Consider the following 14,523-nt stretch of genomic DNA (forward strand, 5'->3'; position numbering starts at 1 on the left):
GTTCGTTAGTAATTCGGGGCGGGGAAGGAATGGGTGGAGGTCAGGAAGATACATCCGTCTGTGTCGAACCGCCCTCGTTCGCTGGAAATACTCGCGTGATCACCCTCCGTACACCGATATAGGCCAGCACCGGATCGGCGAGGAAGGAGATCATGTAGAACATCATCACGCTCGTAAAGGTGGCCGGAATAAGACCCCATTTTACCAGGGCCACATAGGGCAGGATCATGCCGATGTTCACGAAGCAGGCGATATAGAAGATGTAGCGTGTCTGGCCCGTCCCGTAAAACACGCTTCTCAGGACCGTGCCGATTCCAAAGCCGATATAGGGGATGATCAGCCACCAGAATGTTTCGGTGGAGTATTTCACCATCTCGGGGTTCGGATTGAAGAAGGCGGAGATGTTCTCCCAGTACAGGACCCCGATCAATGCGATCGCGGTCATGATCGCGATCACGAGGACCATCGACGTGATCACGACGTTCTTGGCCTCACGGTACTTTTTCTCGCCGAAGTAGTTCCCGACGACGACGCTCGTCCCCTCCCCGAGTGCGAGGACCGGGATGAGGAGCGTCCACATCACCCACATGGCGAGGCCGTAGCCGCCGAACTCGTTGGTGCCGATGACGTTCAGCACGAGGAGCAGGCCCATGTACCCCACGTTGCGCACGAGGGAGTCGAGACCGGTCCACCCTCCGATTTTGAACAGCGGGACGACATTTTCCTTCCACGTCGTCGAGGCGAGGGTCGCCCAGTCCAGATGCAACAGGTGAAGGGTATAGAGGAGCGATATCACCATCAGGGCGATCTTCGAGATCACGTACCCGATTGCCACGCCCTGTATGCCGAGGTGGAGCGAGAGGGAGGTGTTCGAGATGAGGAAGAGGTCGAGGATCATGTTGAGGATGACCGAGACGAGGACGAGGTAGAGTGCCTCCCTGCCCTTCTGCATGGACTTGATGGCGATGAGGAGGAGGTAGGCCACGGCCTCGAATGGGAGGGCGACCGACTTCAGCACAAGATATTGTGTGGTCATCCGGACGATCTCGACGGGTGTCCCGATCGTCGACACGAACTCCGATGTGAAGAGGAGGACGATCGAGGTGACGATCAGGGCAAAGGTCACATGCAGGATCAGCCCTGCTTTTAAGATGGAGATGACTCTTTCACGGTCGTGATAGTTCTGTGCGATCAAAGCCAGTATCCCGAATGGTATCGCTTCGTTGACAATTTCGATCGTCACGGCGATGAACTCGTATTGCTCCGTGATTGCCAGGGCGTCAAAACTGATCTGGCCGATCCAGTAGACGTTGGTGAGTTCGTAGAGTTTGGGGATGAACATTGCGAGGACCAAAAAGCCGATGAAGTGCCACGGATAGGCCTGCGTGATGATCTCCCACTGGTTTTTCATTGATTGATAAATCGACACGATAAATCACCAGAATGCATAATGGGCATACATTGGGGAATTATTTGACGAAAAATGCTTCCATTTTATTCTGATCATGGATCGGATCCCCACTCGGGGAGAGAAGCGTCTCTTATATGAGATATCTCGAGGAAAAAGGGATCTTCAAGGATTTCCCCCGGAGAGGAAGGCGGTCGGATGCCCCCGAGAGATGATCGGGTGATCTTAAAATGCTTCTTGGGGTCATTCAACTATGATCTCTGAATTGGATGTTTTGTTAACCTTTTTTTATACACCTCTCCAGTGATGTCTGGTTCGGTTGTTTCGGTCATTACGATCCAATCGGGGGGATGGTACCCCTTCTCCATCTCTTCCCGAATCATCGGTAGTGCCCCAGAATAGAACTGAAAATCTATTTCTGAAAATCTGGCCGAATTCTGTTGAGCAGTGACCTGTATTCATAACAGAAACTGGTGCAGAGAGAGTTTTTTTTGTTATCAGTTATTGCCGGGGGCACTACCGAATCATCTACCTGATCAGTTCAGGGATGATCTCTTGGCGTGCCAAGTTGACCTCCTGTGCCGCCTCCTTGTTGCGGGGTCCGTGATGCCATAATGGGCAAGCATTGCGGCGTTCACGTTGCGGTTGGCAGTGGTGGCAACAAGGATCAGTTCATTGGTAAAAGATTGACAAATATACTCGCAATTTTCAAAATTTGGGAAAATATATTGGTTTAAACTGGTGTTGGGTCATTTTGATGTTGTTGTAAGAAAAATAAATCAAAAATATTATCTTATTCCTATGGATCTATATACTGTTAGGAGAAAAATGACTTCAGAAATAGTGGTAATGAATAAATTATCTGTTGCCATTGCTGCAGATAGTGCTGCAACAGTGACGGGTGAGAAAATATTCAATGCCAACAAAATATTTACTCTCTCAAAATATCATCCGGTTGGTATTATGTTTTATGGGAACACTCAGTTTATGGGGGTTCCTTGGGAAACCATTATAAAGAATTTTAGAAATGACTTAGGCAACACCGGTTATGATTCTCTAAATGAATACATCTCAAAATTTTTTGACTACATAAGTAATAATGGATCTCTTTTCTCTGAAGACAATATTTTTCATATATTTAATGGAACTCTTTGGGGAGTATTGAATGATATTAAAGAAAATATTCGTAGAAAAGTGGATGATACCATAAGACAGAAAGGAAATATTTCTGAGAGGGAGATCACTGAGATCACAGATCAGGTGATGTCATATTACATTGACTCATGGAAATCTGTCCTCTATTCTGAACCTATAAATTCGTTGGATGGCGAATATTTAACAAAAAAATACGATGATGAGATTAATACTGCAATCAAAGGTACATTTGAAAATCTCGATATTTCTAGATATACAAATGATCTAAAGAGCATGGTTGTAAAAATTTATCTCATGGGAGCATTATATAAGGATCTATATTCAGGCTTAGTGTTTGTTGGATTTGGAAAAAATGAGATATTCCCATCCTATCAGGAATTTTATATTTATGGATATATAAATAATACATTAAAGTATAAGGGAGCAAAATATGATTCTATTTCTTTTGAAAATTCTGCCACCATGTCTTCATTTGCCCAAGGCGATGTTATTGAAACTTTTATGGAAGGAATCTCTCCCAATCTAAATAGATTGTTTATTCATTTAATTCCTTCTTTGTTCACTGAATATACAGACAAAGTAGTTGGATTAGTAAATCTCGATGGAAATGAGTTAGATATACTGAAAAGAAAATTGACTGAGATTTCAAAAATCATTATTGAAAAATATTTCTATGAAATACAGGATTTCAAAAAACACACACATGTAGATCCAGTAATGGATATTGTTTCACATCTTCCCAAAGAGGAACTTGCAGAATTGGCTGAATCTCTTGTGCATTTAACTTCATTAAAGAGAAGAGTCTCAAATGACGCAGAATCTGTTGGTGGACCCATTGATGTTGCTGTGATCTCAAAAGGAGATGGATTCATCTGGATGAAACGAAAACAATATTTTGACATACAACTGAACTCGCACTTTGAAACTAATTACTATAACAAGAGGTGATATATGAGGGAGCAGCTTGGGGATGATAATAATGTCTACGATTCGGTGGATGCATTTGAAAAAAAGTATTTCCCTCACTCTCGGTTACAAAGAAATGTAGATTATATGTCATTAAATTCTGAAAAATGCGCAGAAAAATTGGCTAAAGCATTGTTTGATTCATTAGAGTTGTAATTTTTTAGCATTTGGATAAATTTGCAGTAAAATCTGTACTCAATTTTTAGATCTCTGCCTCGTAGATGACCATTGGTCCTTCGATAACGCACTTTCTCTAATGGTTTCATTTAGTTTGTCTTTTAGTGTTTCAACACCTGCAAACACAGCCCTCGTCTTTATATCAGACACACCTCGCTGAAGGCATCGACATACTCTCTGCTGGTGAAACTCAGATCTATGTCGCCCGATCAGATCGCAAAAAAGCCCTCTCGCTCAATCAACAACAATCACACAAAAAAACATCCCAAAAGTGCTGCGAGGGGGATCCGAACCCCCGACCTCCAGATATCTCAGATCTGGGCGCTCCGTGACACTCTAAACCCTATGAGTCTGGCGCCCTAACCAACTAGGCCACCGCAGCATGAGTGTTTGCACCTAAGTGCAGTATAACAATGACGGATGAGTTAATAAAGGTTATTGTGGGGCGGGACTTATCCCCGCCGCCGCTGGTTGATGTAGACATTGACCGCGGCCGAAATCGCCGCCATCTCCTTCCCCTGGCGCAACGAAGCCGCCAGCGTCTGCATGCGTGTCTCCTCCTCACGCAGCGAACGGCTGAGCGCCTGGGCGATATGCTCCTCCTTGAGGAAGTGCGTGTGGGTGTTGCCCAGCACGAACTCGCGGTTGTGCATCAGGGCGTGGTGGAGGGGCAGGGTCGTCTTCACGCCCAGGATGACGTACTCGTAGATCGCCCGACGCATCCGTTCGATCGCCTCCATCCTGGTCTGCCCCCAGGCGCAGAGTTTGGAGATCATCGAGTCGTAGGTCGGCGGGATCGAGTAGCCCATGTGGATGCCTGAGTCCACCCTGATCCCCGGGCCGCCCGGCGAGCGGTACCGCACGATCTTGCCGGGGTCGGCCATGAAGTTGTTGAGCGGATCCTCAGCATTGATCCGGCACTCGATCGCGTGCCCGCGGATACTGACATCCTCCTGGCCGAAGGGGAGGTCGAGCCCGGCCGCGACCGCCAGCTGCTGCTTGACGAGGTCGATGCCGGTGATCATCTCGGTGATCGTGTGCTCGACCTGGAGACGGGTGTTCATCTCCATGAAATAATACTCGCCGTCGGCGTACAGGAACTCCACCGTCCCCGCGTTCTTGTAGCCCGAGGTCTTGGCGACCGTCACCGCCGAGGCGGCCATCCGCTCGCGGAGCTCCTCGGTCATGATCGGACTTGGCGCCTCCTCCACCAACTTCTGGTGGCGGCGCTGGATCGAACACTCACGGTCGTACAGGTGGAGCGTGTTGCCGTACCGGTCGGCAAGCACCTGGAACTCGATGTGGCGCGGCTTGACCAGGTACTTCTCGATGAAGACCGTCGGGTCGCCGAAGGCCGACTCCGCGATCTTCATGCTCCCCTTGATCGCCTCCTCGAGTTCGGCCGGCGAGTTGACGATGTGCATCCCGATCCCGCCGCCGCCCGCGCTCGCCTTGACGATGACCGGGTAGCCGATCTCCTCGGCGACCTTCGCCGCCTCGTCCAGACTCCGCACCCCGCCCTCGGTCCCCGGAAGAACCGGGACGCCGGCCGCCTTCATCGCCTGCTTGCTCTCGATCTTGGAGCCCATCATCTCGATGGTCTTCGAGGACGGCCCGATGAACGTGAGCCCCTCCTCCTCGACACGTCTTGCGAACGTGGCGTTCTCGGCCAGGAACCCATAGCCCGGATGGACCGCCTCGGCCCCGGACATCTTTGCGATCTCGAGGATCCGCTCCATATTCAGGTAACTCTTCTGGGGCGGCGCCTCGCCGACGAAGAACGCCTCGTCCGCGTACTTCACATGGAGGGCGTTTTTGTCCGGAGTCGAGTAGACCGCCACCGTCTCGATCCCGAGTTCGCGGCATCCGCGCATCACCCGGATCGCGATCTCGCCCCTGTTCGCGATGAGTACCTTCTCAAAATACCTCATACAACCTCACGAGATGATGGGGCGGTCTACTCGACCACCATGAGCACGTCGCCGTTCTGGACGACGTCGCCGACGTCCACGAAGATCTCGGCGACCTTCCCGTCTGCAGCGGCGTAGATGGGGTTCTCCATCTTCATCGCCTCCAGGACCAGGAGGACGTCGCCCTTCTTCACCGCGGCGCCGACACTCGCCCGCACCTCAAGGACCATGCCCTGCATGTTGGACTTGACCCCGCCGGCGATCTCGCCTCGCGGGATCTCCTTGCCCGCTCCCGGGGCGGCCGACTCGACCGCACTCCCCTCCACCGAGAGGATCCGCACCGAGAAGACCTCGCCGTCGACCTCGACCTCCATGAAGCCCGGCACCTCGGCCGCCGCCGGCACCGCCGCGACCGCTTCGGGGATGGGCTCGGGTTTACGCTCGCCCCTGAGGAAGGAGGGCGCGATCGCCGGGTACAGGATGTAGGTGAGGACGTCCTCGTCCTTCCTGACCAGCCCGTCCTTCACGGCCTGCTCGCGCATCTTCTCGTACGCGGGCTCCAGCAGGTCGGCCGGCCGCACGGTGATCACCGCCTCGTCGCCGATGATCAGGCGCCTGATCTCGTCTGAGATCCCGGCGGGCGGACGGCCGTACAGCCCCCTGACATAGTCCTTGACCTCCTTGGTCACGTTGGAGTAGCGCTCCTTGCCCATCAGGACGTTCAGGACCGCCTGCGTCCCCACGATCTGGCTCGTCGGGGTGACCAGGGGGGGGTAGCCGAGGTCCTCGCGCACCCGCGGGATCTCGGCGAGCACCTCGTCGAGGCGGTTGAGGGCGTCCTGCTCCTTGAGCTGGGAGACCAGGTTCGATATCATCCCGCCAGGCAACTGGTAGATGAGCACGTCGCTGTCCACCCGCTCCGAGATCGGATCGAGGAGCCCGCCGTACTTCTCCCTGAGCCCGACACAGAGGTCCCGCACCGCCCTGAGCGCATGCAGGTCGATCCCCGTGTCCCGGGTCGTGCCCTTGAGGGAGGCGACCACGCTCTCCGTCGGGGGCTGGGAGGTGCCGAGGGCGAAGGGCGACATCGCGGTGTCCAGGATATCGACCCCCGCCTCGATGGCCGCCTGATAACTCATCGAGGCGATCCCGCTCGTCGAATGCGAGTGGAGACAGATCGGGATGTCGACCCGCTCCTTGATCCCGGCGATGAGGCTGCGGGTCGCCTCGGGCATGATGAGGCCCGCCATGTCCTTGATACAGATCGAGTCGCAGTCGTGGGCCGCCAGGTCCTCGGCCATCTCGATGAACTTCGCGGTGGTATGCACCGGACTCGTCGTGTACGAGATCGTGCCCTGGAGATGGGCACCCTGCGCCTTCACCGAAGCGAAGGCCTTCTCCATATTTCTGATATCATTGAGGGCGTCGAAGACCCTGAAGATATCAACGCCGTTTTTGTACGCCGCGTCGACGAATTTTTCGACGACGTCGTCGGGATAGTGCCGGTACCCCACCAGGTTCTGCCCCCGCAGCAGCATCTGGATGGGGGTCTTTGCAAGCTCGGCTTTCAGGTCCCTGAGCCGTTCCCAGGGATCGTCGTTGAGGAACCTGATACCGCTGTCAAAGGTCGCACCACCCCATGCTTCAAGGGAAAAAAATCCCACATCGTCCATCTTGCGGGCCAGAGGAAGCATGTCCTCGGTCCTCATTCTGGTGGCGATGAGCGATTGATGGGCATCCCTGAGCGTTGTATCGGTAATATATACTCGTTTAGGGTTGGCTGCACTCATCTGAATACCTCGGGGCTCTCAAACATCCATAAGCCTCTCAATTTTTCATCATGATCATATAAATACATCACCAAGGGGAACAAAAGAGAGAATAAAGACCATACAGGCGAGAGCTGCGGCGCCGTACCCGGCCGCATCTGGCCTGAACTCGGGACAGATCGAGCCCCCGCCCCGGTAGCCCCGGATGGCGAGCAGAGCGGCACGTTCGGTCGAGCGCCGCATCTGTGCGTGGAGCACGGTGAGGGCAAACGGGACCAGGGCCCGGAAACCCCAGGTCTTTCCCTTCAACTGCAGGGCCATTTTTGTCCTGACGACATCGGTCTCCAGGGAGGCGAGGGCCTCCATCCCCATCTCACCGGCGAGTCCGAGATCGAAACCAGGGCCGCGGCCAAAGAGGGCAGTCCCGACCGCGAGGAGTTCGCCGGGCACCCGCTCGCAGTATGCCCAGAAAGCGACGAGAAAAACGGCCAGGAGCCTGAAGAAGTACGAGAGCCCGTCGCCCCCGGTGAACTCCGTCACCAGAGCGGTGAGCCCGAGGGTGAAGAGGAGCACGCCGGCGGTCCTGGGAGAGGGGAGGGAGGCCGACCGTCTGCTGAAGATCAGCCACCAGAGGTAGACGAGGGCCGCACCGGCGACCGAGTGGAAGGCTGCCACCGAGAGGACGAGGGTGCAGAGGAGTCTCAGTCGCGCGTCCTGCATCGTGCCTCCATGACGTCCCTGAAGGTGACGTTCTCGGGTGCGTCCCCGCGCGCCAGCGCGTCTCTAAGGTACTGCGGGGCATGCCGCCAGCGCGGGATCGCCTCCGGCACCGCCCCGAGGTCGAGCACCTTTCCTTCCTCGACCTCCCAGAGGCGGTCGACCGCGGGGAGAACCTGGCGTTCGTGGGTGAAGACGACGGTGATCCCGCCGCGCCGTTCCTCGAGGGCCCGGCAGAGCCGGCGTTTCTGGACGCAGTCCAGGGAACTGAAGGGTTCGTCGAGGACCAGGAGGTCGTATTCCCCGGCGAGAAGAGAGGCGAGGTGGAGGCGTTTCAGTTCGCCCCGCGAGAGGGAGAAGGGGTCGTCGTCCAGGCGGTCGGCAAGCCCGGTCTCTGCGGAGACCTCGGCGACGTCGGCACCGTACGACCCGATCTCGGCCCTGACCGTCGCCCCGGTCACATGGTACTCGGGGTTCTGGAAGGAGAGGGTGAGCCGCGCCACCCCGTCCCGGCGGACCTTTCCAGAAAGAGGGTCGAGGAGGCCGGCAAGCAGGAGGGCGAGGGTGGTCTTCCCGCTTCCCACGCGGCCGGTGACGAGGTGGAAGCCGGGGCCGAAGGTGCCGGTGCAGGTGAGGACGAACGCCCCTCTTGCAAAACGCACGTCCTCACAGACGACCTGCATCGCGCACCCTCCGTGAATAGGGATAGAAACAGGTCTCCTTCAGCGCCGAAAAGACCTGGTCGGGGGGTCCGGCGTGCCGCACCCTTCCGCCCTGGAGATAGAGAACCGTATCGGCGGCCGCCGCCGTCTCCATGTCCTGGGTGCACCGAACACAGTACCGGGCGCCCGACGCGGCGAGCGCCTCGCCGACCCTCCCGGCGGTCTCGGCGTCGAGGTGCGAGTCGAACTCGTCGAGGACCAGGAGTTCTGGCCGCGAGGAGAGGGCGGTTGCAAGGGCGACGAGGGCACGCTCTCCCCCGGAGAGGTCCCGGAAGGTGCGGGGAAGAAGGGACTCGATCCCGACGAGGGCCGCCACCGCCTCGACCCGCCGCTCCACCTCCGCACAGGAAAGATGAGCAAACCGCGACGGCCCGGCCACCTCATCGTAGACCCTGGTAAAAAGAAGACTCTGGTCGGGAAACTCAGCAACCCACCCGACCTCCACCCCTCGCGGCAGGCGGTCGTCGATCAGGATCTCTCCCGCCGCGGGAAGCGCGAGGCCGGCGAGCAGCGAGAGGAAGGTCGACTTGCCGCTGCCGTTCGGACCGATGACCGCCGTATACCCCTCGTCAAGGGTGAGGGTGGGGATGGCGAGGACCTGGTGCCTGAGGGCGGCGATCCGGATCATGCCAACCGTCTGGCCACCAGGTAGGCTGCCGCCGCCTTCACCGCGTCGCCGGGGAGGAAGAGGAGCATGCCGCCGACGACCGCCGCCCAGGCACTCATGCCGGTCGAGAGGGCGAGCCACGGGACGCCGAAGAGATAGATGACCCCGGTGGCCAGGGCGAGACCGGCGATCCGCACCTTCTCTGAGGCATGCTCGTAGGCAAGGCCGGCGACCAGCGCCGCCCCGATGAAGCCGAGGATATATCCGCCGGTCGGGCCGAGGAGGACGCCCAGGCCCGCGGTCCCGTTGTGGAAGATCGGGAGGCCGAGCACCCCGAGGACGAGGTACAGCGTTGCCGGCACCACCGCCCAGCGCTTCATCACCGCGCCCGAAAGGAGAACGAAAAAGGTCTGGAGCGTGATGGGAACGGGAATAAAGGGGAAAGAGATCCATGACCCCGCCGCGATCAGGGCGATGAACCCGGCGGACTCTGCGATAATCCTGGAACGACGTTCGTCTCCGTACATCAGCCGCCCCTACAGATGTGCGATGTCGCCGGCCACGACCTTCTCGACCCGTCCGTTGTCGCGCCTGATGATCAGGGCGCCGTGCTGATCGATATCGATGGCAACCCCCTCGAAGGTCTTTCGCATCGTACGGATCGAGACCCGCGTATCGAGGGTCAGCGAGAGACTCTTCCACTCCCTGATGATCGGGTCGAACTCGCCACTCTCGAGGATCCGGTATCTGCTCTCGAACTCGCGCATGATCATCGCGAGGAGCGAGGCACGGTCGACCTCGTGACCTAGTTCGGCCGAGATCGAGGTGACCATCCGCCGCAGTTCGGGCGAGAGTTCGTCGAGGTCCACGTTGGCGTCGATGCCCATGCCCAGGAGACAGTAGTGCACCGCCTCGCCCTCGCTGGAGAGTTCGAGGATGAGACCGGCGACCTTTTTGTCCCCGATATATACGTCGTTGGGCCATTTGATCAGGGCGCCGAGATCGTATTTTCTCCGGATCGCCCGGGCGACCGCGACCGAGGCGGCCATCATGATCATCGGCAGGGAGTCGATGGGGAGAGACGGCGTGAGGATCACGCTCGCCCAGATCCCGCCTTTCGGCGAGGCCCACGCACGGCCGAGCCGCCCGAACCCGCCGGTCTGTTCCCCGGCGATGACCATCGTCCCGTGGAGCGAGGCCGCGTCCTGCTCGGCGCAGAGTTTCTTCGCCGCCCAGTTCGTGGAGGTGGTGCTCTCATAATAGACGATCTCTTTGCCGATGGTCGTGGTCTTGAGCACCTTGCGGATCGCCTCGGGGGTGAGGGCATCGCTGACCCTGACCAGATGATATCCTGTCTCGATGGATGACTCTATATCGTACCCCGCCTCTCTCAGGTCTTTGATATGTCTGGTGACCGAGGAGATGGGGATCCCGAGTTCCTTGCCGAGCGCCTCGGGCGTGACCGGCCCCTCGGCGGCCTCAAGTGTCGTAAGAACTTTTTTGGTTAGTTCATTCATGGCCATTACCTTTTCGCAGCGACAGATTCTGTCGGGAGTGGACAGGGATCTTTTCCACAGACCTGCTGCAGGATCGCAGACTGGTGCTCCATGAGCGTGGCGAGGTCGAAGATGCCGGTGATGTCGACGACGCCGATGGCGCCGATCGCCGTGCCGGCACCGTCCCGCAGCGGGGCGACGACGACCGGCACCCCCCGGTACGGTCCTGAAAGGGGAACGGTCTTTTTCAGTTCGTTCCCCTGGATCACGGCCTCGAGCACCGGCCCGGTATACCGGTCGTCGAGCACCTGTTTATTTTCGATCCGCAGACCCGGAGCCTCTCTGGAACGTGCCGTGACCGGGAGCCCGCCGAGGAGATGGTGGAGCGCCATCACCACCGGCAGAAGGTCGTCGGACGTGGACGAGGCAGAGATGATATACTGGTCCATGGTCCCACCAGTACACTCCATTACGTTCTTCTAGAATAAGGTTTCTCTTTCCGCGGTGCAGAAAGTGCCCATAAATTTTGCAGATGGATATTCGTGGGTGCTGGTGACCAGGATCTCACCGTCGCCCACGGCTTTCCTGAGGATCACCGCCTGACCCCCGGGGGTTCCGGCGACGACCTCGGCATCGTGAGTGGGGAAGAAGCCGTCGGTTTCGACGGCGGCGAGGTCGTAGCCGTCGAGGATCGGAGCATACCGCTCCTCGCCGTCGGCGAAGCCCAGGCTCCTCTGCCCGAACTCGAACCTGTACTCCACCTCGAAGGGGAGCCAGTCGTAGGCGCCCGGCCGTTCGTCGGCGGCACCGAAGACGAGGAGCCTTCCACCGTTCTCGACGAACCGCTCGATCCGGTTCGAGGCCGCCCGCAGGCCGGGCAGAAGACGGGAGTAGGCCTGGTTCGCAAACCCGGTCGGGATGACCATGGCGACGTACCGCCCGCGGAAGAAGGGGGCGGCGATGAGGTGCTGGGTGAGGTGCTCGCAGCAGACCCCGCAACACTCGTCGACGTACCGGTTGAAGGTGCCGGGCTGGTCCCAGAGGACCGCCGCCTTCGTCGTCATCCCTTGATCACCCCGAGGGGGCGGAGACGGACGACCGGCAGGGAGAGGCGGGCGCGGGTGACGGTGTCGACGACCTTGTCGCTCTCCTTGTACGCCGCCGGGGCCTCTTCGGCGATCGAAGCGTCGCTGGTTGCCCTGACATAGATCCCCCGCTCCATGAGCGCCTCTCGCACCTCTTTGCCTGGCATCGATTTCTTTGCCTTGGTGCGGCTCATCACCCGGCCGGCACCATGACAGGTGCTCCCGAAGGTCCGCTCCATCGCGGTGTCGGTGCCGTGGAGGACATAGGATGAACTGCCCATGCTCCCCGGGATGATCACCGGCTGGCCGACCGCCCGGTAGTCCGCCGGCACCTCGAGGCGTCCCGGCCCGAAGGCCCTGGTCGCCCCTTTCCGGTGGACGTAGAGAGTCTCCCGTCTCCCGTCGATATCGTGCTCCTCGCGCTTGGCGACATTGTGGGCGACGTCGTAGACGAGGGGCATCTCCTCGTACTCGATCCCGAAGAGCCTGGAGAAGACCTTCCTCACCTCATGGGTGATCACCTGCCGGTTCACCCAGGCATAGTTGGCCGCGGCGGCCATCGCCCCGAAGTACGCCTCGCCCTCAGGCGAATGGATCGGGGCGCAGGCGAGTTGGCGGTCGGGGATGGCGATCTCGTACTTCCTGGTCGCCGACTCGAGCACCCGGAGGTGGTCGGTGCAGACCTGGTGGCCCAGGCCCCTGGAGCCGCAGTGGATCATGCAGCAGACCTGCCCCTCTTCGAGGCCGTAGACTGCGGCGACTTTGGGATCGAAGACTTTGTCGATGACCTGGACTTCGAGAAAGTGGTTGCCCGAACCAAGGGTGCCGGCCTGGGGCATACCGCGTTTTCTGGCCCGCTTGCTCACCGGCACGGCGTCGGCGTCCTGCATCTGGCCGTTCTCCTCGCAGTGGACGGCGTCGGCCTCGATGCCGTAACCCTCGCGCACCGCCCAGGGCACGCCCTCGACCAGCATCTCCTCGAGCCCCTGGGCCGAGAGGCGCATCCTGCTCTCGGCGCCGACGCCGGTCGGCACCGTCCTGAAGAGTTCTTCGACCAGCGCGCGCATCTGCGTGAGGTCTTCGACCCGCAACGGCGTCGCAAGAAGACGGACGCCGCAGTTGATGTCGTAGCCGACGCCGCCCGGCGATATGATCCCGGTCTCTTCCCGGAACGCCGCGACGCCCCCGATCGGGAAGCCGTACCCCGAGTGGATGTCGGGCATGGCGAGTGCGTGCCTGACGATCCCGGGCAACGTGGCGACATTGGCCAGCTGGTGGACGGCCCCTTCCTCCAGCGACTCTTCAAGGTCTTCGGAGAGGAAGAACCTGGCCGACACCCGCATCCCGGGCACGTATCCGACCGGCACCTCGCACTCCACCTCATTGATTCTCTCAATCCCCTCAAGCATCGGACCCATCTCACACATCAAAGAGTATCTCACTAGAAAACTGTTCTCCATCCCTGACGATCCCGAGCCCTGAGTACGAGACCCCCTTGATCTCCATGCCCCCGAGGTGCCGCGCGGGGTCGAAGGGTTCGCCTGAGGCCCTGACCCTGAGTTCGGTCCCGTCGATGGTGACCTCGAAAGAGGAAAAGACCACCCGGTCGACCTCGGAGATAAAGAGGAGTTCTGAGAGGAAATCGACCATCAGGGAGGTGAGGTCGTCGGAGGAGACCGTGAAACTGCGTTCGACCCCGCGGTCCTCGGCGGCGACGTACATCACCAGAAACATCGCCCGCGCCGCCTCGGCGAAGAGGGCGTTGCAGTCGTCCGCCCAGACGCGCACTTTGACGTCTGCCTGATGGGGCACTTCGATGAACGGCATGCTCACTCCCGGTAGTACGAGGGCACCATCTCCATCCCGATGGTGTCGAGGTACGGCGCCTGGTACATGGAGATATAGATCGTACGCCGCCCGGCCCGCACCTGGACGTCGGTATATTTCGGGGATTTGACTGCGATCGGAAGAAGAATGGGCCCCCCGCAGGAGGTACAGACCCTGAAGTCACAGTCGCGCCCCTCGACATAGGAGACCACGTCTTCCGAAACCGTGATCCTCTCAGGAGAGAGGTCCCTTCCGCCCTGCATCATCCCATATACTTCGATGCCGGAGAAGGTAAAACCATTGTGTTCGCGAAATCAGGCACACCTCAGGAGGCTGGTGACCATCCCGAGATACGCCTCTTTGATCTCATAGACTGCGTTCGGCCCCTCGGGATCCCGTTTCACATGGAGGATCCCGATCCTGGAGGCGATGATGCCCACCATCGAGGCCACTGAGTGATAACTGATATCAAAACTCCCGGAGATAGTCTCGTAGAGTTCGGGGATTGTCGTCGTCTTAATTTTAACGAAGAAAGAAAGCACTTCGTGCCTGATACCCGTGTTGTCCCTGGAGAGGTACTTCTTCAGGCGGGCCTCAATCTCCGTCCTGATATCGGCCGGCGACCGCATAATCGGGTGTTGAATGGAACATCATATAAATGTTCCGATTTATTCCTGAATCGGT

At 58.3% G+C, this 14,523-nt stretch carries 16 protein-coding genes and 1 tRNA gene; 2 read left to right on the forward strand and 15 right to left on the reverse strand.

Translation table 11 applies throughout. The annotated features are described in order from the left end of the window. Nucleotides 1–40: 40 nt before the first annotated feature. Nucleotides 41–1,411 (reverse strand): MATE family efflux transporter, encoded by a 1,371-nt coding sequence (locus E2N92_RS01715; protein ID WP_220681981.1) that lies wholly within the window; start codon nt 1,409–1,411, stop codon nt 41–43. A gap of 741 nt (nt 1,412–2,152) precedes the next feature. Here E2N92_RS01715 and E2N92_RS01720 point away from each other — a divergent pair. Both E2N92_RS01720 and E2N92_RS01725 read left to right on the forward strand, forming a co-directional pair. Continuing rightward, the gene (locus E2N92_RS01720; protein ID WP_220681982.1) at nt 2,153–3,511 is read left to right on the forward strand and encodes a hypothetical protein; all 1,359 of its coding nucleotides are present in this window, start codon (nt 2,153–2,155) and stop codon (nt 3,509–3,511) included. Nucleotides 3,512–3,514: 3 nt separating this feature from the next. After that, entirely contained in the window at nt 3,515–3,685 is a 171-nt protein-coding gene (locus E2N92_RS01725; RefSeq protein WP_220681983.1) for a hypothetical protein, read from the forward strand. A gap of 293 nt (nt 3,686–3,978) precedes the next feature. Here the strand turns inward: E2N92_RS01725 and E2N92_RS01730 are convergent. The 14 genes from E2N92_RS01730 to E2N92_RS01795 all read right to left on the reverse strand — a co-directional run bounded on the left by E2N92_RS01730 (nt 3,979) and on the right by E2N92_RS01795 (nt 14,468). After that, a tRNA-Met gene (locus E2N92_RS01730) sits at nt 3,979–4,088 on the reverse strand. 70 nt (nt 4,089–4,158) lie between these two features. Continuing rightward, nucleotides 4,159–5,637 (reverse strand): acetyl-CoA carboxylase biotin carboxylase subunit, encoded by a 1,479-nt coding sequence (locus tag E2N92_RS01735; protein ID WP_220681984.1) that lies wholly within the window; start codon nt 5,635–5,637, stop codon nt 4,159–4,161. Nucleotides 5,638–5,663: 26 nt separating this feature from the next. After that, nucleotides 5,664–7,406 (reverse strand): sodium-extruding oxaloacetate decarboxylase subunit alpha, encoded by a 1,743-nt coding sequence (oadA, locus tag E2N92_RS01740; protein WP_220681985.1) that lies wholly within the window; start codon nt 7,404–7,406, stop codon nt 5,664–5,666. Nucleotides 7,407–7,460: 54 nt separating this feature from the next. After that, nucleotides 7,461–8,105, reverse strand: a complete 645-nt coding sequence (locus E2N92_RS01745) for a hypothetical protein (protein WP_220681986.1) — start codon at nt 8,103–8,105, stop codon at nt 7,461–7,463. Next, the gene (locus E2N92_RS01750) at nt 8,087–8,785 is read right to left on the reverse strand and encodes an ATP-binding cassette domain-containing protein (protein ID WP_220681987.1); all 699 of its coding nucleotides are present in this window, start codon (nt 8,783–8,785) and stop codon (nt 8,087–8,089) included. Before E2N92_RS01750 ends, E2N92_RS01745 begins: the two co-directional genes overlap by 19 nt. Further along, entirely contained in the window at nt 8,769–9,452 is a 684-nt protein-coding gene (locus E2N92_RS01755; protein WP_220681988.1) for an ATP-binding cassette domain-containing protein, read from the reverse strand. The genes E2N92_RS01750 and E2N92_RS01755 overlap by 17 nt, the downstream gene beginning before the upstream one ends. After that, on the reverse strand, nt 9,449–9,958 hold the full coding sequence (locus E2N92_RS01760) for a biotin transporter BioY (RefSeq protein ID WP_220681989.1): 510 nt from the start codon (nt 9,956–9,958) through the stop codon (nt 9,449–9,451). The genes E2N92_RS01755 and E2N92_RS01760 overlap by 4 nt, the downstream gene beginning before the upstream one ends. A 9-nt stretch (nt 9,959–9,967) precedes the next feature. Next, on the reverse strand, nt 9,968–10,948 hold the full coding sequence (locus tag E2N92_RS01765; RefSeq protein ID WP_220681990.1) for a biotin--[acetyl-CoA-carboxylase] ligase: 981 nt from the start codon (nt 10,946–10,948) through the stop codon (nt 9,968–9,970). A gap of 5 nt (nt 10,949–10,953) precedes the next feature. Continuing rightward, nucleotides 10,954–11,376 carry a DUF2111 domain-containing protein gene (locus E2N92_RS01770; protein WP_220681991.1) on the reverse strand — a complete coding sequence of 141 codons (423 nt, stop codon included), beginning with the start codon at nt 11,374–11,376 and terminating at the stop codon, nt 10,954–10,956. A 30-nt stretch (nt 11,377–11,406) separates the two neighbouring features. Further along, complete coding sequence (locus E2N92_RS01775) at nt 11,407–11,991, reverse strand: type 1 glutamine amidotransferase family protein (protein ID WP_220681992.1); 585 nt, start codon at nt 11,989–11,991, stop codon at nt 11,407–11,409. Further along, nucleotides 11,988–13,421: an RtcB family protein gene (locus E2N92_RS01780; protein WP_220681993.1), complete on the reverse strand. Its 1,434-nt coding sequence runs from the start codon at nt 13,419–13,421 to the stop codon at nt 11,988–11,990. Before E2N92_RS01780 ends, E2N92_RS01775 begins: the two co-directional genes overlap by 4 nt. A gap of 10 nt (nt 13,422–13,431) precedes the next feature. Beyond that, nucleotides 13,432–13,839 (reverse strand): archease, encoded by a 408-nt coding sequence (locus E2N92_RS01785; protein ID WP_220681994.1) that lies wholly within the window; start codon nt 13,837–13,839, stop codon nt 13,432–13,434. 2 nt (nt 13,840–13,841) lie between these two features. Then, nucleotides 13,842–14,105, reverse strand: a complete 264-nt coding sequence (locus E2N92_RS01790; RefSeq protein ID WP_220681995.1) for a hypothetical protein — start codon at nt 14,103–14,105, stop codon at nt 13,842–13,844. Between the two features lie 48 nt (nt 14,106–14,153). Further along, nucleotides 14,154–14,468, reverse strand: coding sequence for a DUF2551 domain-containing protein (locus E2N92_RS01795; RefSeq protein WP_220681996.1), 315 nt, complete (start codon nt 14,466–14,468; stop codon nt 14,154–14,156). Nucleotides 14,469–14,523: the final 55 nt, after the last annotated feature.

Source organism: Methanofollis formosanus (genome assembly GCF_019633745.1).
GTDB classification, from domain to species: Archaea; Halobacteriota; Methanomicrobia; order Methanomicrobiales; family Methanofollaceae; genus Methanofollis; species Methanofollis formosanus.